Origin of the sequence: Labrenzia sp. 5N (genome assembly GCF_012395805.1) — a bacterium.
Taxonomy (GTDB): domain Bacteria; phylum Pseudomonadota; class Alphaproteobacteria; order Rhizobiales; family Stappiaceae; genus Roseibium; species Roseibium algicola.
Window position 1 is genome coordinate 42736 of sequence record NZ_JAAZTM010000006.1, and the last position, 21213, is coordinate 63948.

At 59.8% G+C, this 21213-nt stretch carries 23 protein-coding genes; 9 read left to right on the forward strand and 14 right to left on the reverse strand.

Translation table 11 applies throughout. From position 1 onward, the window contains the following. Positions 1-9: 9 nt before the first annotated feature. From map to HEP89_RS09440, 3 genes are all read right to left on the reverse strand, one after another. Entirely contained in the window at positions 10-780 is a 771-nt protein-coding gene (gene map / locus HEP89_RS09430; RefSeq protein WP_168691883.1) for a type I methionyl aminopeptidase, read from the reverse strand. Between the two features lies 1 nt (position 781). After that, positions 782-988: a ParD-like family protein gene (locus tag HEP89_RS09435; RefSeq protein ID WP_168691884.1), complete on the reverse strand. Its 207-nt coding sequence runs from the start codon at positions 986-988 to the stop codon at positions 782-784. 117 nt (positions 989-1105) lie between these two features. Next, positions 1106-1708 carry a 2-hydroxychromene-2-carboxylate isomerase gene (locus HEP89_RS09440; RefSeq protein ID WP_286201041.1) on the reverse strand — a complete coding sequence of 201 codons (603 nt, stop codon included), beginning with the start codon at positions 1706-1708 and terminating at the stop codon, positions 1106-1108. A 156-nt stretch (positions 1709-1864) separates the two neighbouring features. Here HEP89_RS09440 and HEP89_RS09445 point away from each other — a divergent pair, with 156 nt between their 5' ends. Next, positions 1865-2725: a phosphatase PAP2 family protein gene (locus HEP89_RS09445; RefSeq protein ID WP_209014574.1), complete on the forward strand. Its 861-nt coding sequence runs from the start codon at positions 1865-1867 to the stop codon at positions 2723-2725. A gap of 8 nt (positions 2726-2733) precedes the next feature. Here the strand turns inward: HEP89_RS09445 and HEP89_RS09450 are convergent, their stop codons facing one another. Further along, positions 2734-2994, reverse strand: coding sequence for a hypothetical protein (locus HEP89_RS09450; RefSeq protein WP_023002717.1), 261 nt, complete (start codon positions 2992-2994; stop codon positions 2734-2736). A 120-nt stretch (positions 2995-3114) separates the two neighbouring features. Beyond that, positions 3115-3582 carry a low molecular weight protein-tyrosine-phosphatase gene (locus HEP89_RS09455; protein WP_209014586.1) on the reverse strand — a complete coding sequence of 156 codons (468 nt, stop codon included), beginning with the start codon at positions 3580-3582 and terminating at the stop codon, positions 3115-3117. Between the two features lie 125 nt (positions 3583-3707). On the opposite strand from HEP89_RS09455, the gene HEP89_RS09460 reads away from it, so the two are divergent. Next, positions 3708-4007 (forward strand): 4a-hydroxytetrahydrobiopterin dehydratase, encoded by a 300-nt coding sequence (locus tag HEP89_RS09460; protein ID WP_023002719.1) that lies wholly within the window; start codon positions 3708-3710, stop codon positions 4005-4007. A 32-nt stretch (positions 4008-4039) separates the two neighbouring features. Here HEP89_RS09460 and HEP89_RS09465 read toward each other — a convergent pair whose 3' ends face one another. Further along, complete coding sequence (locus HEP89_RS09465) at positions 4040-4273, reverse strand: sulfurtransferase TusA family protein (RefSeq protein ID WP_055660494.1); 234 nt, start codon at positions 4271-4273, stop codon at positions 4040-4042. 286 nt (positions 4274-4559) lie between these two features. On the opposite strand from HEP89_RS09465, the gene HEP89_RS09470 reads away from it, so the two are divergent. Next, complete coding sequence (locus HEP89_RS09470; protein WP_168691887.1) at positions 4560-5357, forward strand: ABC transporter substrate-binding protein; 798 nt, start codon at positions 4560-4562, stop codon at positions 5355-5357. 56 nt (positions 5358-5413) lie between these two features. After that, positions 5414-5965, forward strand: coding sequence for a DUF924 family protein (locus HEP89_RS09475; RefSeq protein ID WP_168691888.1), 552 nt, complete (start codon positions 5414-5416; stop codon positions 5963-5965). A gap of 100 nt (positions 5966-6065) precedes the next feature. Here HEP89_RS09475 and HEP89_RS09480 read toward each other — a convergent pair whose 3' ends face one another. After that, positions 6066-7877 carry an amidohydrolase family protein gene (locus HEP89_RS09480; RefSeq protein WP_168691889.1) on the reverse strand — a complete coding sequence of 604 codons (1812 nt, stop codon included), beginning with the start codon at positions 7875-7877 and terminating at the stop codon, positions 6066-6068. Between the two features lie 677 nt (positions 7878-8554). Here HEP89_RS09480 and HEP89_RS09485 point away from each other — a divergent pair. The 3 genes from HEP89_RS09485 (at position 8555) to HEP89_RS09495 (ending at position 11806) form a co-directional block, all read left to right on the forward strand. Further along, positions 8555-8893 (forward strand): P-II family nitrogen regulator, encoded by a 339-nt coding sequence (locus HEP89_RS09485; protein WP_006938248.1) that lies wholly within the window; start codon positions 8555-8557, stop codon positions 8891-8893. A 20-nt stretch (positions 8894-8913) separates the two neighbouring features. Next, positions 8914-10278 carry an ammonium transporter gene (locus tag HEP89_RS09490; protein ID WP_055659930.1) on the forward strand — a complete coding sequence of 455 codons (1365 nt, stop codon included), beginning with the start codon at positions 8914-8916 and terminating at the stop codon, positions 10276-10278. Between the two features lie 307 nt (positions 10279-10585). Further along, entirely contained in the window at positions 10586-11806 is a 1221-nt protein-coding gene (locus HEP89_RS09495; protein ID WP_168691890.1) for an ammonium transporter, read from the forward strand. 87 nt (positions 11807-11893) lie between these two features. Here HEP89_RS09495 and HEP89_RS09500 read toward each other — a convergent pair whose 3' ends face one another. Both HEP89_RS09500 and HEP89_RS09505 read right to left on the reverse strand, forming a co-directional pair. After that, positions 11894-12577 carry an HAD family hydrolase gene (locus HEP89_RS09500; protein WP_168691891.1) on the reverse strand — a complete coding sequence of 228 codons (684 nt, stop codon included), beginning with the start codon at positions 12575-12577 and terminating at the stop codon, positions 11894-11896. 70 nt (positions 12578-12647) lie between these two features. Beyond that, positions 12648-13472: an ABC transporter permease subunit gene (locus HEP89_RS09505; protein WP_168691892.1), complete on the reverse strand. Its 825-nt coding sequence runs from the start codon at positions 13470-13472 to the stop codon at positions 12648-12650. 446 nt (positions 13473-13918) lie between these two features. Between HEP89_RS09505 and HEP89_RS09510 the strand changes: the two genes are divergently transcribed. Further along, positions 13919-14404, forward strand: coding sequence for a hypothetical protein (locus HEP89_RS09510; protein WP_023002729.1), 486 nt, complete (start codon positions 13919-13921; stop codon positions 14402-14404). Positions 14405-14427: 23 nt separating this feature from the next. Here the strand turns inward: HEP89_RS09510 and HEP89_RS09515 are convergent, their stop codons facing one another. Next, positions 14428-15321, reverse strand: coding sequence for a cation diffusion facilitator family transporter (locus HEP89_RS09515; protein ID WP_023002730.1), 894 nt, complete (start codon positions 15319-15321; stop codon positions 14428-14430). 222 nt (positions 15322-15543) lie between these two features. Beyond that, the gene (locus tag HEP89_RS09520) at positions 15544-16317 is read right to left on the reverse strand and encodes a DUF1223 domain-containing protein (RefSeq protein ID WP_023002731.1); all 774 of its coding nucleotides are present in this window, start codon (positions 16315-16317) and stop codon (positions 15544-15546) included. A 327-nt stretch (positions 16318-16644) separates the two neighbouring features. Here HEP89_RS09520 and HEP89_RS09525 point away from each other — a divergent pair, with 327 nt between their 5' ends. Beyond that, positions 16645-17811 carry a hypothetical protein gene (locus HEP89_RS09525; protein ID WP_197923186.1) on the forward strand — a complete coding sequence of 389 codons (1167 nt, stop codon included), beginning with the start codon at positions 16645-16647 and terminating at the stop codon, positions 17809-17811. A gap of 15 nt (positions 17812-17826) precedes the next feature. On the opposite strand, the gene HEP89_RS09530 is transcribed toward HEP89_RS09525, so the two are convergent. Genes HEP89_RS09530 through HEP89_RS09540 form a run of 3 tightly spaced genes read right to left on the reverse strand, consistent with a single transcriptional unit; the run spans position 17827 to position 21209 of the window. Beyond that, on the reverse strand, positions 17827-18759 hold the full coding sequence (locus HEP89_RS09530) for a diacylglycerol kinase family protein (protein ID WP_168691893.1): 933 nt from the start codon (positions 18757-18759) through the stop codon (positions 17827-17829). A gap of 3 nt (positions 18760-18762) precedes the next feature. Then, on the reverse strand, positions 18763-19980 hold the full coding sequence (locus HEP89_RS09535) for a glycosyltransferase (RefSeq protein WP_168691894.1): 1218 nt from the start codon (positions 19978-19980) through the stop codon (positions 18763-18765). Further along, positions 19977-21209, reverse strand: coding sequence for a cyclopropane-fatty-acyl-phospholipid synthase family protein (locus tag HEP89_RS09540; RefSeq protein WP_168691895.1), 1233 nt, complete (start codon positions 21207-21209; stop codon positions 19977-19979). Before HEP89_RS09540 ends, HEP89_RS09535 begins: the two co-directional genes overlap by 4 nt. Between the last annotated feature and the right edge of the window lie 4 nt (positions 21210-21213).

The following is a 21213-nucleotide window of genomic DNA, read 5'->3' on the forward strand; positions in this document are numbered from 1 at the left end:
TTACGGCCTCTATCCTGTCAGGGCTGTTTCATCTCGGCGCAGGGTCAGAACCTCGACACCATCGGCGGTAACGGCGACCGTGTGTTCGAACTGCGCTGACAGCTTGCCGTCTTTGGTCACAACCTTCCAGCCGTCCTCTTCGGTTGAAACCCGGCTGGTGCCCTGGTTGATCATCGGCTCGACGGTGAAGACCATACCTTCGCGCAATCTCATGCCCGTTCCGCGCCGTCCGAAATTCAGCACGTTGGGCTCCTCGTGCATTTCACGGCCGATGCCGTGCCCGCAATAGTCGCGCACCACCGAGTAACCGTTCTTCTTGGCGTGTTTTTCGATTGCATGGCCGATATCGCCCAGATAGGCGCCCGGCCTTACCTGCTCGATCCCTTTCCACATCGCTTTCTGGGCAACGCGCACCAGCCGCCTTGCGGCCGCACTGGCGTTTCCGACGACATAGGTCTTGCTGGAATCGGCAATGAAGCCGTCCTTTTCGAGCGTGATATCCAGATTGATGATGTCGCCGTCGCGGATGATTTCGTTCCGGTCCGGAATGCCGTGGCAGACGACCTGGTTGATTGAGCAATTCAGCACAAATTCAAAGCCGTATTGCCCCTTGCTGGCCGGACGGGCGGCAAGGTCCTCGGTTATGAAACGCTCCACCATGTCGTTGACAGCGAGTGTCGACATTCCGGCAAGGTCAACACCATCGAGCATCTCGAAGACGGAGGCGAGCAACCTGCCCGAGTTGCGCATAAGTTCCAGTTCTTCGGGGGTCTTGACCATGTCAGGCAACCGCCGCATCTGCCGAGGGAGCCTGCGCTGATTCGAGCTGCATCTTGATGATGTCGCTGAAGGACAGGGTCGGGTTGGCTTCGGCCAGCATGCCGATCTTCATCCAGAATTCGGCCTGCGCATTGATGGAGCGGCACATGACGGTGCTGGCCCGGCGGATTTCCTCGTGCAGACCCTCGTCGATCTTGACGATGCCCATGACTGGCTCCCGAAATGGCTGGTTATATGAAACGTATATGTTTCGTATATAGCCTTCGATCTCGGGTCCCGCAAGCCGGGTTTTGTGTTGGGATATCGGATGAATGCGATGCGGTCTTCAGGCGTCTGTTCCAACCAGGTTTCCGGCTGCCTCGAGGGCCTGTTCCAGCCGGTCGTCACCCCAGTAGAGGTCTCCACCTGGAATGACGAAACTCGGTGCGCCGAAGATGCCGAGTTTCTCGGCTTCGGTAACGGCTGCGCGCAGACTTATCTTGTTTTCCCGGCTGTGGGCGGTCGACAGGGCCGTCCGGGCCGGAGCGCCGATTTCCAGCAACAGTTCGGCCATCAGGCTTTCGTCGGCGATGTTCAGCCCCTGTCCGAATTCAGCGATGAAGACCGCACGGGTAAAGGCCCCTATCCAGGGCTGGTTCTGTGCTGCGTGTGCGATCCTGGCGGCCAGCAGCGCGTCCTGGGGAAAGGGAGATGGCAAGGTGAACGGCAGGCCGTATTGTCTGCAAAGCCTTTCCATGTCGCGCCACATGTAGTGGCCCTTGGCGGGATAAAGGTTGAAGGGAGAGGTTGGCCAGCCCTGCTTCTTGAAGATCGGACCGAGCAAAAATGGCCGCCAGGCGATCTCAACGCCATAGTCGCTTGCAAGCGTTTCGATCCGCATGGCCGAGAGATAGCTGTAGGTGGATGCAAACTCGTACCAGAATTCCACCACCGGTTTCCGGTCCTGCCGCAATGACACTATATTCGTGCCGGTAGGGGCCGCAGGCGGCTGACTGTTTTTCACATTCCGCATCTCCGCAAAATCTGAACCGGCCGGTTTCAGGAAGGGATTGGATCGGGCAATTGGATGCGTTAAAGAGCAGCCATGACGCAAACCCAGCCCCAGCAGCATAATCCCAAGACCGGACTGAGCAAACTATCCATCTGGTGCATTAACCATTCGATGGTGTGCGTTGGGCTCTATATCTGCCTTGTGTCCCTGTTCTTTCTGGCCTTTCCCGGCGTCGATCTCTGGGCGAGCGGGCTTTTCCATTTTGGCGATGAGGGCTTCAAGGCCGAGAACGTCGCGTTCTTGCGCGATGTCCGGCACCTTGGACCGTTTCTTGTCCGGGTGATCGCCATCGTCTGCGTGGCGGTTCTGCTCATCAAGCTGCTGGTGCCGGGCCGTCAGCCGCTGATGCCACTGCGTCAGCCGGTGTTCCTGCTGTCGACGCTGATCCTTGGACCGGGGGTTCTGGTCAACCTGATCCTGAAAGACAACTGGGGCCGCCCGCGGCCCCGCAATGTCGAGATCTTCGGTGGGGATCTGCCGTACCAGCCGGTCTGGAAAATCTCGAACTATTGCGACAGCAACTGTTCGTTTGTGTCCGGGGAAGGGTCGGCTGCCATGTGGCTGTTGGCGGCAGTTACCTTGCTGGTGCCCGCAACCTGGCGCAAGGGCGCACTCGTCTTTCTGATCCCGCTCGGCCTGATCCTGTCAGCCAACCGGGTGGCTTTCGGCGGGCACTTCCTGTCCGATACGCTGTTGTCCTGGGGCGTGACGCTGCTCCTGATCCTGGCGATCCACCATCTGCTTTATCGCAAGACCCCACCGCTGGTGAGCGATCGCCAGCTTGACGAGTGGTTCACCGTGAAGGGGCGGCGCTTGCAGCGGGTGTTGCAGCGGCTGGCGGTTCGGGGCCGACGGGCACTTCGCGGCATCGGTCGCGTTTTTGCCGAACGCTGACGAACACTCTACTTCTTGCGTGGTCTTGTGCGTTTCAGGATGCGGGCAAAGCGCAAGGGCGAGCGGTCTTCCACCCAGGTAATGGCATCATTGAGCGGCGGCGTCTTGCGTCTTCGGCTGCGCAGCATGCGTGCCGCGCTCCGGTTCGTGCCGACAATGACAATCATGCCGAGCGCAAGCAGGGGGACGCCGGTCGGGATCGGCAGCCAGACCGTTACCAGCCCGGCCAGGATCAGCGCAGCCGCAAGAGACCACCACAGAATTTTCATTTTGGTGCCAAGGAAGTCGTGCAGATCAGACACCCATACACCGGTGTCTGAGACGGATTTATGAACCCGTGCCCGGCAATCCCCGGCTTGTCGTGTGGTCAAGCAGCGTGCCTGGCTTTGTCAGGCGCTCGTCATCAGGTCCTGAAAGAGACGTTGACCACCAGTGCGCACGAGCTGGTACACCTGTTCAAAGCCGTCCGGGCCGCCGTAATAGGGATCGGGAACATCCTGCGGCGGTCTGTTCAAAAGCAATCGTAGCCGGGGGCTGCTCGCTCCGCCCATGCGCTTGAGGGCCGCGAGATTGTCCCTGTCCATGGCGACGATGGTGTCGAAGCGGCGGAAATCATCTGCCCGCACCTGCCGTGCCCGTTGGGCGGAGATATCGACCTCATGCCGCGCGGCTATCTCGATGGAGCGTGGGTCCGGTGGATTGCCGATGTGCCAGGCACCGGTTCCCGCGCTATCGACCACGAAACTATCTACCAGTCCTGCCTCCTGCAGGATGTCCCGGAAGACGCCTTCCGCAAGTGGCGACCGGCAGATGTTGCCAAGGCAAACGAAGAGGACGGCGTGGGGCAAGCGGGTTATCCTTGAAACAGGCGCCAAGCGGATGCTGGCAGCCCGCCATTGGGCTGACACAGAACTGGATTAGGTGCACGGCAGGCAGACGGCTCGTTTTCGAGCCGGGCCGTTACGCAAAACAGGAGGACCAGATGGTTGAACGACTGAAGCCGGAAGACCGCGCCGCCGGATTGAACGATCTGCCGGGCTGGCACATGTGCGAAGACCGGGAGGCGATATCGAAATCCTTCAAGTTTCACAATTTCCGCGAAGCCTTTGCCTTCATGACCCAGATCGCGCTGGTGGCGGAAAAGATGAACCACCATCCCGAATGGTTCAATGTCTATCGCAGTGTCGATATCACCCTGTCGACCCATGACGTTGGCGGTCTCAGCAAACTGGACCTCCAGCTTGCGGCGGATATCGACAAGATTGCCGGCAAGATGCAGTGACGCTTCAAGCCGGGTGCTGATCGTTTGTTGATCTAGCCGCCCTTGGTCAGCACGAAACGGTGGCCGCCCTCTATGCGCTCTGCTTCCAGCAGGGTATGGCCCTGCTCGTTGCAGAAATGGGGAATGTCGATTTCCGCCATCGGGTCGGTGGTCAAAACGGTCAGTTGCTCGCCGCTGGATAACCGGGTGAGGGCCTTGCGGGTCTTGAGCACGGGCAGCGGGCATTTCAGGCCCTTCAGATCGAGTGTCGTTCCGGTCGTCAACAAAGTCTCCGTTTCAGGGGCGTCGGTGGCGGGTCGAAATTTCTTCCCTTTGTTGGCCATTCATACAAGATTAGGAAGTCAAAACTAGCCTGATTTGCCGGTGTCATCGGGGTACAGGGATGAAAACCGTCCCAGACTTGAGGCCAGGTGGGTCCGGTTCCGGATTGACGGCTGTCGCAAAAGCGCACCCGCAATCCGCCGGCAGGGTTTAACTGCGAGAAACGGCTTTTTCAAAGGTGCGGGACGATTGCATGGTGCAGGAATGAAAGCAGGACTCCGGAGCGCAATCATGCTTGCGGCCGCGGCCCTTTCGCTTGTTGCCGGCCCGGCAAAGGCAGACCCCGCCGAAATCCAGATCGTCACCCAGAGTTTCGCACCGCTGCAATGGGACAACGCGGGCAAGCCGGACGGTTATGTCACGGCCTATATGCTCGAAGTTGCCAGGCGGGTCGGGGAAACAATCCCGCTGAAGATCGGCGCTTACGAATTCCTGCCTTGGAAGCGGGCAATGCTCCTGGCCGAAACCATGCCGAAAGTGCTTTTTTTCTCGCTATCGCGAACGCCGGAGCGAGAAGATAAATTCATCTGGCTGGGCGAAGTCTCGCCCTATGGGCAGAATTTCTACCAGCTCTCGACCAGACCGAAGATCGAAGCCGACACGGTTGAGGACCTGCGTGATCAGAAGGTGCGGATCGGTGTTCAGGACGGCTCCAATCTTCTGTCCCACCTCAAGCAGCTCGGGTTCGAGAAAACCGGGAACCTGGTGCCGATCACCGATTTTCACCAAGGTATCGAGATGCTCTATCTGGAGCGGATCGATGTCCTGCCGCTGACCGGGTTCCTGGCAGAGGCCAGCGCCTGCAAGCAGGGATATGACGGCGGCCTGCTGCAGCCGGTGGTCTTTGTCGAAGCACTTGCCAACCCGCTGTGGGCCGTGTTCAGCCAGGGAACGGATCCCGCGCTGGTCGAGGCGTTCAGGCAGGAAATGACCGCCCTGAAGGACAGTGGCTTTCTGGATGCCCAGACACGGCAACACCAGGTCAACTGGCAGACATTGGCCTGCGGCGCGTTGACAGCGGGCAAGTGAAGCTGGCAGGAACGGATCGCACCCGTTCCACTCCTTCATCTCCGGAAATTGCCGCCATGACAGATCAGCCGATCACCTCCCTCAACGTTCTTGATTTCTGGTGGAACGCCGGGCCGGCGAAATGGTTCGCAAAGGACGACAAGTTCGACAAGCTGTGCCGGGACAGGTTCCTGGCCGCTATCGAGGACGCGGCTGAGGGCAAGCTCGATGGCTGGGCGGATACGGCCGATGGTGCGCTCGCGCTCCTGATCCTGCTTGACCAGTTCCCGCGCAATGTCTTCCGCGGCAGCCCCAAGGCTTTCCGGGCCGACCCGAAGGCCGTAGAGGTCGCCGAAAAAGCGCTTGATCGTGGTTTTGACAGGGCGTTTCCCAAGGAGGCGCGCGGCTTTTTCTACCTGCCGTTCGAGCACGCAGAAGACATGGCGCATCAGGAAAGGTCTGTTGATCTGTGCCGCGTCCTTGGTGACACGGAACTCTATCACTACGCGCTGATCCACCTCGACGTCATCCGCCGCTTCGGCCGCTTTCCGCATCGCAATGCCGTTCTCGGCCGGCAATCGACACCGGAAGAAATCGCCTATCTGGAAAGCGGCGGCTTCTCAGCCTGAGGATCTGCCCGGGAGCTGCTTCTGCGGTTGAGGCATTGACCGAGTTGCCCTGTCTTCAGGACGGCCTTCGGAGGCCGTCCCGACGCAGCATGCGGTCTGCTTACTGATTGGAAGCGCCGCTCAAGCCGTCATACATTGCATGCATCAGATGATGCGCTGCTTCCGGATTGCCGAAGACCGGAAATTGCGGGGAGAGGTCGCCCCGACGGCTGTCTTTCTGTGCGTCATAGACTAGATTGCCGCCTTTCACTGTCCCTTCGATCTTTATCCCGGCCAGCTTCTCCGGATCGATCGCCGTCGGGTCTTCGGACAGCAGAACGAAATCGGCCAACTTGCCGACTTCGATCGACCCCTTGTCGTTTTCCTCGAATTGTTGCCACGCGGGCCAGATTGTCATGGCCTTCAAGGCGGTCATGACGTCTACCCGCTGGCTCGGGCCAAGGATGTCGCCCGAGCGGGTGCGCCGTGTGACCGTCGCTGAGAGAATACGCATGCTGTCCGGGAAGGCGACGGGAGCATCGTGATGGGAGCCGAACTTCATGCCGCGTTCGCGCACCCAGCCAGTTGGCGAAATATTGTCCGCGTTCACCGGGCCAACCGTGTGGTCTCGGTGCCAATCGCCCCAGTAGAAGGTGTGCATGGGAAACAGGGACATGAAGACGCCAAGCCGCTTGTAGCTGTCCACCTGGTCTTCACGCAGAAACTGGCCGTGGATGAGCACCGGCCGGTTGCCGGGGTCTCCATATTTTTTCTGGGCCGCGCCAATGGCGGCAATCAGCATGTCGGAGGCGCCTTCGCCATTGGCATGCGTGATGATCTGGATGCCGTTTTCGTAGCACCAGTTCACGGCGTCCTGAACCTTTTCCATCGTCACCGACGCATAACCGGCATAACCGGGAGGATAATCGCCGACGGGATCGTAGTAAGGCCGGTCTCGCAAGGCGGTAAAGCCTTGTGGCGAGCCATCGATTGTCAGCTTGCATCCGCCCACGCGCACTTTGCCTTCGTAGTCGCGCGAAACATGCTGGGCAATGTATTCCTTCGCTTCGAGCACGTCGGGATAAGCGATAACGTCCACCGGAAGGCCCTTGTCCGCGTCCACCGCCTTCAAGGCTTCGACCACCGCCCCGGAAGAGCGGCCATCCTGTGCGGTCGTATATCCGTAGCGCATCCAGAGGTCTGCTCCGGCTTCTGCGAAAGCAGACAGTCCTTCCGGCCCCAGAGTTCCGAGCAGCGGTATGAGCACATTGAAAAAGGCATATTCTTCAAGAACGCCATTGGGAGTTCCATCTGAAGTGCGCTGAATGACACCGCCTTCCGGATTTTCGGTCGAGGCGCTGATCCCCGCGAGTTCAAGCGCCTTGGAATTGGCAACACCGAGGTGGCCTGACTGATGCACGATCACGATCGGGACTTCCGTCGAGACCGCGTCGAGATCCTCACGCGTTGGATGGCGGAGTTCGGCCAGTTGTGCGTTGTCGTAGCCGAAGCCGATGATCATCTTCACCTTGTCGACTGTCGCAGCGTTCTTTTCCGCCCAGGCTTTCAGCGTTGCCTGCAAGCCGGCGATATCCGTGACTTTGCCGTCCGGCGGCGCAAGTAAGTTCGCCGAAAGGGCCTGAATTCCGCCCATGACCACGTGTCCGTGGCTATCTACGAACCCCGGTAGCATCGTCCGGCCGTTCAAATCGAACGCCTCCGTCGTTTCGCCCTTAAAGGTCGAAATATCGGCCAACGTTCCTGCCGCAAGTATTCGCCCGTCTTTCACCGCGACGGCTTCGACCTTGGGCTGGCTGTCATTGATGGTCAGTATGGGGCCGCCGGAATAGATGGTGTCGGCCACGTCCTGCGCGTTCGCAAGACCCGGCAAGAAGGAAAGGGCGATGGCCGCTAGCTTGGCACTGTGTCTCATTTCAGCCTCTGCCGGTTGGTCCGTTGGGATGGGGTCATTGAAAGACAGAGCAACTAATGGCTGCATCTGCCGGGGTTGCGTCTGAAAAGTATACTCCAGGATCCCGAACAAGCTCGAACTTATTCGATGTGGCGGCCCTTTCTCTGGGGGGTTGGAAAACAGGCGTGCAGCGCCAATCCTCCATCTGGAACTTGAGATACGGATTGTGCCTCCGCACTGAGACGGTAGCTGCTTTCGCGGCGGGCTGCCGCCGCAGTGGCGAAGCACGGCCATTTGCACTGCCGTAACTTTGTTGACCGGTTCAGGTGCCGCATTTTTATGCGAGGAGCGATTGCCAGTCTTTTGTGCACAATTTTTAACCCTCAAAGTATGCGATGTGCAAAAAATAGGCAGAAAAACTGCCTGAAAAGCCGCCATCCCATTTATGCCACAAAGTTGGCTCTGGCGTTTTTTGCACTGCAAAACCGCGGGATTCCGCGAAAGACTCACCGAAAAAGCCAAGTTGGCACGGTCCTTGATTAGTAAGAGCCGACACCGGCCCGGGGCCACGACACGTGGTGAAGCCGAAGACCTGAGAAGATCCTTCCAGAGGGGGACAGAACCAGGCGCAGTTTCCGGGGTGGTAGGCCGAGCTTCTTCGACGGGAAGGGGCGCTAAGAAGGGGAATGGAACGAGCAATGAAAATAGTGATGGCCATCATCAAGCCGTTCAAGCTCGACGAAGTGCGCGATGCCTTGACCAGCATCGGCATCCAGGGGCTGACGGTGACTGAAGTGAAGGGCTATGGCCGCCAGAAGGGGCACACCGAAATCTATCGCGGCACCGAGTATGCCGTCAGCTTCCTGCCGAAGCTGAAGATTGAAGTCGCTGTGGATGCCGCCTCCGTCGACAAGGTCGTCGAAGTGATTTCCGGCGCTGCCAAGACCGGCCAGATCGGGGATGGGAAGATCTTCGTCCATTCGATCGATCAGGTCGTGCGCATCCGTACCGGCGAAACCGACGCCGAAGCTCTGTGATTTAGGTAAGGAAACGTATCATGAAAAAACTAGTCGCTAAGGGCGCGACGGCGCTGGCTCTGCTGAGCCTTACGGCTCTGCCGGTGCTTGCGCAGGATACCGAGGCTGCCGCTGCAGCTCCAGCCGCAGTCTCTCCCGAGGTTGCCTATATCTTCAATACGCTGCTGTTCCTCATCGGTGGTTTCCTGGTCATGTGGATGGCCGCCGGCTTCGCAATGCTTGAAGCTGGTCTCGTCCGCTCCAAGAACGTTTCGATGCAGTGCCTGAAGAACATTACGCTCTACGCCATCGCTGGCCTGATGTTCTGGATCACCGGCTACAACCTGATGTACACCGGCGTTGACGGCGGTTTCATGGGTTCCTTCGGTCCTTACGCGTTTGACGCCGTCGGCGGCGACGCACTCGACACCGGTTACTCCACGGCGTCCGACTGGTTCTTCCAGATGGTCTTCTGTGCAACCACTGCGTCGATCGTGTCCGGTACGCTCGCCGAGCGCATCAAACTGTGGCCTTTCCTGGCTTTCACCGTTGTCCTGACGGGCATCATCTACCCGATCACCGGTTCCTGGGAATGGGGCGGCGGCTGGCTCAACGGCGAAGCCGTGAAGGCTATCGGCGGCGCTGAGTTCTCCGACTTTGCCGGTTCCACTCTCGTTCACTCCGTCGGTGGCTGGGCTGCTCTGGCCGGTGCGGTTATCCTCGGTGCCCGTAAAGGCAAGTATGGTGCGGATGGCTCCGTGCACCCGTTCCCGGGTTCCTCCATGCCGCTCGCAACCCTCGGCACGTTCATCCTGTGGCTGGGTTGGTTCGGCTTCAACGGTGCGTCCCAGCTCGCCATGGGTTCCATCGGTGACGTCTCCGACATCTCCCGCATCTTCGCCAACACCAACATGGCTGCTGCTGCCGGTGTCGTCGTCGCGGTTGTTCTCACCCAGATCCTCTACAAGAAGGTCGACGTGACCATGGCTCTGAACGGCGCTCTGGCAGGTCTGGTTGCTATCACCGCAGAACCGCTTGCCCCGAGCGTGTGGGTTTCCGTCTTCGTCGGCGGTGTCGGTGGCGTGATCGTGGTCTTCGCGGTTCCGATGCTCGACAAGCTGAAAATCGACGACGTCGTTGGCGCCATCCCGGTTCACCTGCTGGCAGGTATCTGGGGCACGCTCATCGTACCGCTGTCCAACTCCGACGCTTCCTACGTCACCCAGCTGATCGGTATCGTTTCCATCGGTGCGTTCACCCTGGTCGTAAGCTCGGTGATCTGGTTCGTCCTCAAGGCCACCATGGGTATCCGGGTGTCCGAGGAAGAAGAGGCCCTTGGTCTCGACAAGGTCGAAATCGGTGTGGAAGCCTATCCGGAATTCGGAACCGGCTCCGGCCGCCTCTAAGGCGGCACCGACAAAAATCTCCCAGGCGGTCTATTGGCTCAGACCGCAAACTTGGAAAGCCCGGGGGCAACCCCGGGCTCTTTTTTGGTTGGTTGCCCTGAGTTTCTGTTTTTGCCTAAAAAAATTGCGAATGATTACAAAATAATCGATCCACACGTTCCCTTTGGTGGGGCCTCCAAAGGTTTCGATTAAAAAATCGGCTGACTTCCGGGTCTTTTTTGAGCTTTTGCCCGCTTGGCATGCAGTTTGAATGCTGTGCGCTCCGAAACGCAAAAACAAACGGCAAATTGCCTATCTGGGGGTCAATATGAATGAAACCGGGGTCGGGGCGGACGTCTTTTTCGTCCTTGTGGGAGCTATTCTCGTTTTCGCCATGCACGGCGGCTTCGCTTTTCTGGAAGTCGGCACCGTCCGTCAAAAGAACCAGGTCAACGCGCTGGTAAAAATCCTTGTCGACTTTGCCCTGTCGACAGTGGCGTATTTCTTCGTCGGATATGCGGTTGCCTACGGCACCACGTTCCTGGTGAACGCGGCGACCTTGTCAGGTGGTGGTGAAGGCTTCGAACTTCAGGGCCTGAGCCTGGTGAAGTTCTTCTTCCTCACAACATTTGCCGCCGCAATTCCGGCGATCATCTCCGGCGGCATCGCGGAACGCATGAAGTTCTGGCCGCAATGTCTGGCCACCGTTGCGCTGGTCGGTATCGTCTATCCGTTGTTCGAAGGTCTGGTCTGGAACGGCAATTTCGGGTTCCAGGGCTGGCTGGAAGTGACCTTCGGCGCGCCGTTCCATGACTTTGCAGGCTCTGTGGTGGTGCATGCGGTCGGCGGCTGGATCGCGCTCGGCGCCGTTCTGCTGCTGGGTGCCCGCATGGGCCGTTACGACCGCAACGGCCGTCCCATCGGTATTCCGCCCTCATCGCTGCCCTGGCTCGCCATGGGATCCTGGATGCTTTGTGTCGGCTGGTTCGGTTTCAACGTGATGACGGCTGCCTCTCTTGAGAGCATTTCCGGTCTTGTGGCGATCAACTCGTTGATGGCCATGGTTGGCGGCATTCTTGTGGCGCTGGTCGTCGGCCGGAATGATCCGGGCTTCGTGCACAACGGTGCGCTGGCCGGTCTCGTTGCCGTCTGTGCCGGTTCGGACGTCATGCACCCGATCGGCAGCCTGATTGTCGGAGGTGTCGCCGGCGGCGTCTTCGTAACCGGTTTCGAGATCTGCCAGAACAAGCTGAAAATCGACGACGTTCTGGGTGTCTGGCCGCTGCATGGCATCTGCGGAGCGTGGGGTGGTATCGCCGCTGGTTTCTTCGGGCTCGAGGCCCTGGGCGGCCTTGGCGGTGTGTCTCCCGTTTCGCAGGTTATCGGTACGGTTCTGGGGGCGGTCTACGCCCTTGGGGCGGGTCTAGCCGTCTACGGTATCCTGAAAGCGACGATGGGTCTGAGGCTGTCTCAGGAAGACGAGCACCGCGGAGCGGATCTTTCGATCCACAAGATCAGCGCAAATCCGGAACACGATCTCGGACGCTAGAATGGCCTGCCGCGCGCCGGTAACGGCGCGCGGATCTCTCAGAAGTATTCGGGTTCTGTCAGATTTTTGGATCGACTCAAAACAGCCTCAGGCTGCTGTGCTTTCACTGATCAGCAGAGCGGCCAGGTTGTCGTGGCTGTCGACGATCCGATGTGCACCGGCGCCAAGCAGCTGTTCCGCGTGGCCATCGTGACAATGACCGCCGCCGACAAAACCCCAAACCGTCATGCCGGCGGCAAGGCCCGCCTTCACGCCGTTGACACTGTCTTCCACGACAAGCGCGGCTTTCGGGTCCACACCCAGCTTATCCGCCGCGAACAAAAACAGATCGGGCGCGGGTTTGCCGTTGGTTACCTGCTCGCCTGAATAGATATGCGGCTCGAAATAAGGGAAGAGCCCCGTGTGCTGAAGCTTGTGGGTCAGCCGGTGCAGGCGGGAGGAGGAGGCGACGGCACGTGGGCCGTCATGGGCTGCCAGCAGCTGTTTGATGCCCTTGATTTCCGCCAGTTCGCGGTCGATCCGCGACTGGGTGGCAGCGTCCAGATCCGGTCCGAATGTTTCAGGCAGCGGTCCCTTGCCAAGGGTCTGGTAATCCGCGTCGAGTGCCGCCCAGAAATCCGTGCTGCCCAGGCCCTGGAACCGGTCCATATACTCATGAAGCTCGTACTTCAGGCCGATCCGGGCCAGATGTTCGCGTTCGACATCGACATAGATGATTTCCGAATCCACCAGAACGCCGTCACAGTCGAACAGGATCGCTTCAAATGCCATGGATGAGGTGCCTTTCGGGTCGTTCTGGGAAAATTGGGGCAGGGACCGCCGGTTTCAATGCCGTATGTCGTTAGTGTGAGCCGTCGAACAGGCCTTTAACGACTTGTCGTTGAAACAATATGACAAGCAGGGCCGGAGGCACGAACGCGAGTACCGCCAGCATCAGTCCGCGCAGGCTGGAATTGCCGAAAAACTGCATGCCGCGCACCAAGGTGTAGGTGCTTTCCTCCGAGGTGACCATTACCGGCCACAGATACTGGTTCCAGCCGTTGACGAAGAGGACCAGGAACAGCGCGGCCGCCGTCGGCGCCGACAGGGGAACCAGAATGTCCTTGAAGAACTTCAGCGGACCAGCGCCGTCGATCCTGGCCGATTCCAGCAGCGCATCCGGAACCGTCATCAGGAACTGGCGGAAGAACAGCGTCCCAAGGCCGGAGGCGACCAGCGGCAGGATGAGGCCCGCACGCGTGTTGACGAGGCCAAGTTCGACGGTCACGGCATAGGTCGGCAGGAACCGGGATTCCAGAGGCAGCAACAGGGTCAGCAGAAGCACGGCGAAGATGGCGCTGGCAAAGCGAACCCGAAAATAGATCAGTGCATAGGCTGTCATGAGGGACAGAACGACCTTCAGGGTCGCAAATCCAGCGCCCAGCAGGAAGGAATTCCACATCATCGACAATGCTGTGACGTCACCGGAAAAGCCCGCGCCGGTCTGCAGAAAGTGTCCGTAGTTTTCCAGCGTGCCACTGCCCAGATCGAGCCTTGGCCGGACCCTTCCGCCCTCATGGGTGGTTGCGGCGAAGATCGAATAGACAGGCAGCGTCATCACAAGCGCGCCGCCGATCAGGATCAGATGATCAAGAAGCTGGGCCTGCCAGCGCCGCCAGTTGGGCATATGAGACTGGTTCCTCAAATCGTTCCGAAGTAACCGGGGCGTGCTGCGGGGACGGAGCGGGGAAATCTCGACGTTGCCGGGGCAGGCGCCAAGACAGTTCCGCAGTGAGCAAATGCCCGGTTCAGACCCGTCGGTGAGACGGCGGCGAGGATCGCCGGGTGCAGAGTATTATGGATTGTGACGGGCGAGGGCAAGACGCAATTCGGTCTGCCTGCAGGTGCCGCCGGCGGGAGACAGGCTGGTTGGCCGGGCCGGAAAAGACCTCGTCCGATGACGTAGCGTTCCAAAAGTGCTGCTATTTTAGGAGGGGGCGTTCTGGAAGTTGTTTTTACCCCTATCCTGTCCCTTGAGTGACAGGGAGCAGTTCTTCAGGCAATATTTCGCGGTATTACGAGACTTTCTTCATCCTGAAAGCCATGTTTCACATTTGGTGCCGGGGGCGCGATATGACACGGATACTCCTTTATAATGGTGAGCTTGATTTTTTGACGCGGGGATATATGGCCGCGCATTCCGGTTACAGCTATTCCTCGACCGATGAAATTCTGGGTCATCTGGTTCAAAACGCGCCATCGGGTGGCTTCGGCGTGGTCGAGCTGGTCTTTCACAGCGGCGTTCCCGGTCAGGTGACCCTTCTGGATGCAGACTGCGTAGGCGGATTCACGGCGGCCAGTCCGGTCGGGATGGTGTCGCACAGTTCCGGGATGGAGAACTTTTGGAGAACGCTGGGCCAATATATCCGCCCTGGCGGCGTCCTTTCCCTCAATGCCTGTTCGATCGCGGAGGGGCGCGCCGGCGGGCACCTGCTTCGGCATCTCTGCCGCGCCATCGGTGGTGGCAAGCGAGTTTGCGGTGGGCTGGGCGACCAGACCTCCGGTGTCTTCGAGTATAACAACGCCTCGCTCATGCGCGGTTATCCCTACTATTTTTAAGACCAGAGGGTTCGGGCCACCGCCTAGAGCACCACAATGCCGGAATGCTTGGCCTTGTGTTCCGGTTCGACGTGAATGGTGATCCGGGCTCCGGGGACATCTTCGACAATGGCAATCTCGATCCGGTCGCAGATCTCATGTGCCTTGTCGACGGACATTTCGCCCGGCACCACCAGGTGAAAATCGATGAAGGTGGATTTGCCGGCAATGCGAGTGCGCAGGTCGTGTGCCTCCAGGGCGCCTTCGCCATGTTCGGAAATCAGAACACGGATCTTGTCCAATGTGTCGTGCGAGGCGGCTTCGTCCATCAGTCCGCCGACGGATTCCTTGACGAGGCCCCAGCCGGACCAGAGAACGGTGAGGCCGACAAGAACCGCAAGCGCGGGATCCATGACTTTCCAGCCGGTGAGCATCACCAGCACAACACCGCCCAGAACCCCGACGGAGCTGACCACATCGGTCATCAGATGCTTGCCGTCCGCAACAAGGGCAGGTGATCTTGCGTGTTTGCCATATCTCATCAGGTACCGCGCCCAGGCGCCGTTGATGACGGCGGCAAGCAGGTTCATGCCGATACCGGCTGGCGAATATTCCGGACTGTCGCCACTGATGAAGCCGAGCCAAGCCGCGCGGAAAATCGACAGGGCGGCAAGCACGATCATCACACCGACGAGAACCGCCGCGAAATACTCAACCTTGTCGTGGCCGTAGGGGTGGTTGCTGTCGGCGGGTTTGGCGGCGAACCAGACGGCTGCAAGCGTAGCGATAGCGGACGCGATATTGACCGTCGTTTCCAACGCGTCTGAATAAAGCGCTATGGAGCCGGTCAACAGGTAGGCGCCGATCTTGAGACCGAGAACGACCACGCCGAAAACGATGCTCAAAAAGGCTATCTGAAGCCTGCGCTTCAACTTCATGCGTTCCCCCAGGACCGATTTGCTTCACCAGACGCCGGCAAAGCAGAGAACCTGACCGGCCACTGCGTTTCGCAAATTGCCCTTGCTTTGGGCGTTTACGATCCCGAGGCGGGTCGAACGGGGCAAGGGGTAGCAGTTTTCTCGGGGGTTACAACCCGGCTTCGAGGCCGGTGGGCTCGTTTTTCAGAGGGAATTGATATTTGGCCACACCACAGCGGCGGTTCACAGACCGCCGCTCTTGTTCATGGTTGCCGCGCCGATGATCCGGCCGGGGCCGTCGGGATTCTCAAGCTGCACGACAACTGCGCAGCGGGCGTCGCCTTTCAGCATCAGTTTGGACTTCGGCATGCGGAATGTCTCCTGGCCGCCGGACCACATTCCCATCGGCTGCAGATTGCGCACCACGTTGACGTAACGCACCTTGCGGCCCGCGTTTTCGCCGCGGCCGATATCAACGAGGGCTTCATCCTGCATGCGCAGGAAATAGACGGTCGCCATGTTGAAGCCCTTGGGCAGGGAGCCTTTCACCGTTGCCTGGACGACCATGTCGGTAATCTTCAGGTCGATTGTCGCGGTAAAGGGGTCGGTACGTGCCAGCGCGGCCCTTACATCGCCTTCGCGGCTGCCGACGACGTGTTCCTCGCCGTTGATCACCATTTGCGGGGTGTAGACCGACCGGTCGCCGCGCCGCGCGGCATAGGCTCGCTGACGCTGCGAGTTGACGGGACTTGCCAGCGTGTCCTTCCAGCCGAGATAATCCCAGTAGTCGACGGGCATCACCATGGTCAGGACGTTGTTATCTTCCTGCACCAGCTTTTCCGCCAGCCGATCGGCCGGCGGGCACGAGGAGCAGCCCTGGCTGGTAAACAGTTCGATGACTTTTTCGGGTTGCGCCTGCGCGCCGTTGATTGGCGCGGCCAGGGCAACTATTCCGCCGGTTACAATAAGCGCGGTGCGGAGGGCCTTGCCGGCCTTCCGGGAAAACGATCCCACCATTTGGCTCAATTCCTTGTTCGATTGCCCCTAAAATATGCAATGGAGCACTCAACCGAAAGTCACGAGCGGGTGACTTTCGTCTTAGACGGCCTCATTCGCGCGTTTGTGACAAGGCCTCACCATTTGGCGTGTCAGGCGTCTTGTGGAAAATACAGGTCGAAACGGGCGTTAGCGTTCTGGCCTGTCTGGCTTTCCGGACCTGCGATGGTGGATTGTCTCGGGCGGAGAATCATGTGTTCTGGTGTCTCGCGCCAGCCGGCCGCCACCTTCGCTTCAGGGCGCTGGCCGATCGTTGCCCGTGGTTCTGGCTGTTGAAACTGGAGACAAGTGCCCCTGTCTGGCGAACGTACCAAAGGTCAAGAGATCCATGACTTTGCGGTTCTGACGAGTGCCGCCCTGCCGTGGATGACCGGACCGTCCTTCATCTCGCTGTGGCACGCCTGCGGGTTGGCAACGCTTGGCTATCGGGTTGTCTATGTTCTTCCCTGGCTGGATGAGGTTTCACAGCAACGGCTGTGGGGCGAGACCCGTTTCGTCGATTTTGACGAGCAGGTCGACTGGCTCCGGACGGAACTTGAGGCATTCGGTCCCTACAAATTTCCGGAATGCCGGCCTTATCGGGCAAGGTTTGTGGCAGGCATGGGGTCGATAGTGCCGATGGAAGACGTCTACCGCGCCGCGCCGCCGGCCCGGTGCCTGATCGCGAGCGAGCCGGAGCATCTGTGCTGGTATCCGGTAACGACCGGGCGCAGGGGCATCCGGGCGGACAAGACGATCGGTCTCAGCATGACGGATTATGAAACCTACATCCGCATGTCCGGGTTGCCGTTTCCAAACAGCCTCGCCCGGCTGGTGTCCTTTCTTCACGGCCGCGCCCTGCGACTGCGCATCGATCTGCCCCTCAGCCTGTCGCCCGCCCTCACCCTGCCGGGCGTCACGATGCCTGTGGAACGGGTGACCGGTGTCATGCCCGGTTACGCGCAGGTGCCTCTCGTTACGCAGGAAACCGAAGGGATCTATTTTCTCGGAGCTTTCTTATGGGAAAAAGGCCTGGACGACCTTGCCCGCATCGCGGCTCGTGCCAAAAGGCCCATCGATGTCATTGGCGGCGGGCGTGATGAAGCAGAGTTTCGCACCTTCGCTCGAGAGGAAGGTGCGGATTTACGGTTCTTCGGACCGAACCGGCGGTTCTGGTCCGATATCGGACGATACCGGGTCATGGTGAACCCTTCGCGCAGCGAAATCCTGTGCACGGCAACCGCCGATGCGCTGGTTGCCGGCCGACATGTCATCCTGCCGGACTGTCCGGGCAACCTTCCCTACAAGGCCTATCCCAACGCCCATTTCTACACCGAACTGGAAGGGGCTCTCGAGGCGCTGGAGTATGCGTTGACGACTGTGCCGGAGCCGCCCATTGCCGCGCGCGAAGACTTCGACTGGATGAGCGCATGCCGCCGGCTGGTCCATCTTGCCGGGCTGGAAAGCGAAGATTGATCTTCCAGGCTCGTATTATCGCCGGGACATCGGGACGCACAGGCGTATCGGCTGCTCACAAACCGAGATCTGCGCAGGGGCATGCGCGACGATATCGCCGTCGGCCTGTATCGGGTCGCCCAGGGGACTCAGGATTTCGACTGTTCTGGCCGGCTGTTGGGCAACGAGACCAAGCCGCAGGAGCAGGCCTGCCGGTATCAGCAGAAAGCGTCCGAAGACAGACAGAGCGCTGCCTGGAGGAAATATCGTTGCGCAAAAAGACGGGTTGGCGAGGTCGCAATTCGGTGCGAGGACAAATGTCCCGCCATACCGTTTGCCACGGCTGACGATCAGTGTCGCTGCCTTTTCGGGCTCACCGTCCAGCCGGACGTCCACCGGCGGGCAGGACCATCGCCGCAGTGTCCGGAAAACTTCGATCAGATAGGCGGCCTTGCCGAAGCGGGTCTTGGTGGCGCGGCTGAGATCCGAAACCACCTGCGCGTCCAGCCCTATGCCGGCCATCATCATGAAGCGGTGCCCGTTGACCTGGCCTGGCCGGATCTTAAGGATGCGCGCTTCCATAAGGCAGTTCGCAATCCGGTGTGGATCCGTGCCGATACCGAGCTCATGCGCCAGCACATTCGCCGTGCCGAGCGGTATGAGCCCCAGAGGCGGCGTCTGCGGGCCGGCTCCCTGAATTGCATCGTTGATCGTGCCATCGCCGCCCGCGATTGCCAGGATATCGGCGTTGTCTGATGTCGTTTCCCGAACGAAACCGGCGGCATCGCCCGCCTTCGTCGTGATCAGGATTTCGCACGTGTGACCGCGTGCCTCAAGCAGCGCCAATACCGCCTTGAAACGCTTCTCGCGCTTGCGGCCTGTGCGGGGATTGTAGACGACCCTGATCTTCAGGCCACGCTCTTGAGGGCGGCTGCCGCCCGTCACGGGGCCCTGGTCGTCCTCAGGCATCGGTCAGGCTCTGGACACGTGCCGGGCGTGCGGCAATTCACCGGCCGGCTGCAAGGAGCCTGCTGCCGGAACACGGGAAGCGCCGATGCGGTCCATGATCTCAAGAATGTCGGCGGGCGATGTGTTGGCGGCAACCGGTTGCCGCGCTTGGCCGCGCTCGATGGCGGACATGGCCGCCTTGAAGCTCTCGCTGAAATCGGAGGACGTCGAAAAGGCCAGTCCGGCTCCCGTCTTCGTCACGTGGCGCAGGACCGCAGCTTCCTGCGGCAGCGCCAGGCTCTTGTCGAGCAGCATGGATACGCCAAGTGCCATGGCTTCGCTGGTGCTGCCCGGACCCGGCTTGCCGATGAAGAGATCGCTGGCGGAAAGATACTGGGCGACCCTGTCGGTAAACCCGAGAACCTGGACCGGAAACGGGAGGTCCATGGCGCGCAGCTGATCGGCAAGCGCTTCGTTCCGGCCGCAAAGAAACACCACCTGGGCGTTATGCGGAATGTCGCGCATCGCGGTTGCCAGTTCGATCATGCGCATGCTGCCCTGGGCACCATAGAGCACGGTCACGACAGGTCTGGAAGGATCGAGATTCAGCGCTTCCCGGCTGGAGCGTTGGGTGGGGTCGGTGAATTCCGGCCGGATCAGCAAGCCGCCCATCGCATGGATCTTGCCGGCAAGCTTCGGCAGCTTTTCGGCATTCCGCAGGGCGTCCTGCGTGCCACAAATTGCGTGATAGTCCGCCCGGTTGGGAAACCAGACACCTTTCGCCAGTTCCGCCCAGTCCGTGATCATCACGGCGCCTTCCGGCAACGGGCCTTCCGTTATGCCAGCGCGGTAGCGTTTCAGCGCCTCCAGCATCACCCGGTTGCCGAGCGGCATGACCGACAGCACGATGTCGGGGCGAATGTCTTCGAAATGCCGGGAAAGAATGCTGATGGCCGGCGGTTCACAGAAAACGTAGTTCAGGCGCAAGGCTGCATAAAACAGCCAACAGGTGAGGCCGGTACGTCCCTGACGCAAGATGACCTCGTTGTAGATATTCTCGCCTGTGCGTGATCCGAAGCGGCTGAAGAGGTCGAGATGCGGGATCAGCGATGTATAGGGATTTATCAGGCTGACCCGGTATCTGCCGGACCCTTCGAGGCATGCTTTCAGGGCGAAGGCGCTGGCCCGGTGGCCACCGCCTGCGTCCGTATAGATCACTGCCACATGGACGGGTTCCGTCATGCACCACCTTCTGAAGATGTACCGGTCGGGGAAGTGCCGGACTTCGGCAGAACCAGATGCTCCCGGGTCATCGGGACATCGTTTTTCAGGCCCCTGGTCATCAGCAGATGGTACAGCCGGTTGTCGCCCCAGCTGAAGGAGGAACTTGCGACTTCCAGATACAGCCGGAAGCTTCTGACGAAGGTGTCGTCATACATTTCGCGGATACGGTCGATATTGGCGTCGAAATTGGCGAGCCAGTATTTGACCGTCGGCGGATAGTGCAGCCGGATATTCTCAAGGTCGATCATGTAGAGATCATTGTTGCCGGCAGCCTCGACCATGGTCGTCAGCGGCGATGCCTGCGTTCCCGGGAAGATGTATTTGTCGATCCAGGGGTCGATCGGCCGGGGGATTTCGTTGCCGATCGTGTGGACGAAGGCAAGGCCCTGTGGCTTGAGAATGTGTGCGATCCGTTCGAAGACCGGTGCGATCTGGGCATTGCCCATGTGTTCGACCATGCCGATCGAGGCAACCTTGTCGTAAAGGCCGTCCGCTTCGCGAGCGTCCTGCAGGCGGATCTCGATCTTGTCGGAGAGGCCGCGCTCGGCGATCTTCTGAATTGCATAGTCGCGCTGTTCTGCCGAAATGGTGAAGCCTACGCCCGTGATGCCGTAGTTTTCGGCGGCATACATCAGGAAGCCGCCCCAGCCGCAACCGAGATCGGCAACATGTTCACCCGGCTTCAGGCACAGCTTGCGGCATACGAGTTCCAGCTTGTTGTTCTGTGCTTCATCCAGCGTGTTGTCGGGCGAGGTGAAATAGGCACAGGTGTAGATCATGCCCTTTCCGAGCAGGATCTCGTAAAAATCGTTGCCGATGTCGTAGCTGAAGGAAATGTTCTCGCGCGAGCGGGCAATGGTGTTGCGTGCGCGCAGGAAATGAAAGGCCAGTTTGATCCGCAGCATCAACGACATGGGCCGTTCCGCAAAATCGATGGCAAAGCCCAGGTAGAAGAGCTTCTTGATGTCGCCTTCCACCTCGATATCGCCCAGCATGTAGCTCTCGCCAAAGCCCATGAAGGCGTCCGAAAGCACCCTGGAGAGAGCCCGCTCGTTCTTGAAATGCAGAATGAACTCTGGCTCGGTCCCGATGGAGAAGCCGGTTCCGTCCCAGTAGCGGACCTCGAACTGCGCATCGGGAGAGGCCGCAGACATGGCTTCTGCGAGCTGGCGGATAACGTCTTTCATTGGC

What these genes read in the sequence shown, in the direction of transcription:
- HEP89_RS09520 (WP_023002731.1), bottom strand. Translation starts at nt 16,317, where the DNA reads ATGGTGGGATCGTTTTCCCGGAAGGCCGGCAAGGCCCTCCGCACCGCG.
- HEP89_RS09470 (WP_168691887.1), top strand. Translation starts at nt 4,560, where the DNA reads ATGCTTGCGGCCGCGGCCCTTTCGCTTGTTGCCGGCCCGGCAAAGGCA.
- HEP89_RS09480 (WP_168691889.1), bottom strand. Translation starts at nt 7,877, where the DNA reads ATGAGACACAGTGCCAAGCTAGCGGCCATCGCCCTTTCCTTCTTGCCG.
- HEP89_RS09490 (WP_055659930.1), top strand. Translation starts at nt 8,914, where the DNA reads ATGAAAAAACTAGTCGCTAAGGGCGCGACGGCGCTGGCTCTGCTGAGC.
- map (WP_168691883.1), bottom strand. Translation starts at nt 780, where the DNA reads ATGGTCAAGACCCCCGAAGAACTGGAACTTATGCGCAACTCGGGCAGG.
- HEP89_RS09515 (WP_023002730.1), bottom strand. Translation starts at nt 15,321, where the DNA reads ATGAAGTTGAAGCGCAGGCTTCAGATAGCCTTTTTGAGCATCGTTTTC.
- HEP89_RS09450 (WP_023002717.1), bottom strand. Translation starts at nt 2,994, where the DNA reads ATGAAAATTCTGTGGTGGTCTCTTGCGGCTGCGCTGATCCTGGCCGGG.
- HEP89_RS09510 (WP_023002729.1), top strand. Translation starts at nt 13,919, where the DNA reads ATGACACGGATACTCCTTTATAATGGTGAGCTTGATTTTTTGACGCGG.
- HEP89_RS09540 (WP_168691895.1), bottom strand. Translation starts at nt 21,209, where the DNA reads ATGAAAGACGTTATCCGCCAGCTCGCAGAAGCCATGTCTGCGGCCTCT.
- HEP89_RS09535 (WP_168691894.1), bottom strand. Translation starts at nt 19,980, where the DNA reads ATGACGGAACCCGTCCATGTGGCAGTGATCTATACGGACGCAGGCGGT.
- HEP89_RS09495 (WP_168691890.1), top strand. Translation starts at nt 10,586, where the DNA reads ATGAATGAAACCGGGGTCGGGGCGGACGTCTTTTTCGTCCTTGTGGGA.
- HEP89_RS09530 (WP_168691893.1), bottom strand. Translation starts at nt 18,759, where the DNA reads ATGCCTGAGGACGACCAGGGCCCCGTGACGGGCGGCAGCCGCCCTCAA.
- HEP89_RS09505 (WP_168691892.1), bottom strand. Translation starts at nt 13,472, where the DNA reads ATGCCCAACTGGCGGCGCTGGCAGGCCCAGCTTCTTGATCATCTGATC.
- HEP89_RS09485 (WP_006938248.1), top strand. Translation starts at nt 8,555, where the DNA reads ATGAAAATAGTGATGGCCATCATCAAGCCGTTCAAGCTCGACGAAGTG.
- HEP89_RS09500 (WP_168691891.1), bottom strand. Translation starts at nt 12,577, where the DNA reads ATGGCATTTGAAGCGATCCTGTTCGACTGTGACGGCGTTCTGGTGGAT.
- HEP89_RS09445 (WP_209014574.1), top strand. Translation starts at nt 1,865, where the DNA reads ATGACGCAAACCCAGCCCCAGCAGCATAATCCCAAGACCGGACTGAGC.
- HEP89_RS09460 (WP_023002719.1), top strand. Translation starts at nt 3,708, where the DNA reads ATGGTTGAACGACTGAAGCCGGAAGACCGCGCCGCCGGATTGAACGAT.
- HEP89_RS09475 (WP_168691888.1), top strand. Translation starts at nt 5,414, where the DNA reads ATGACAGATCAGCCGATCACCTCCCTCAACGTTCTTGATTTCTGGTGG.
- HEP89_RS09435 (WP_168691884.1), bottom strand. Translation starts at nt 988, where the DNA reads ATGGGCATCGTCAAGATCGACGAGGGTCTGCACGAGGAAATCCGCCGG.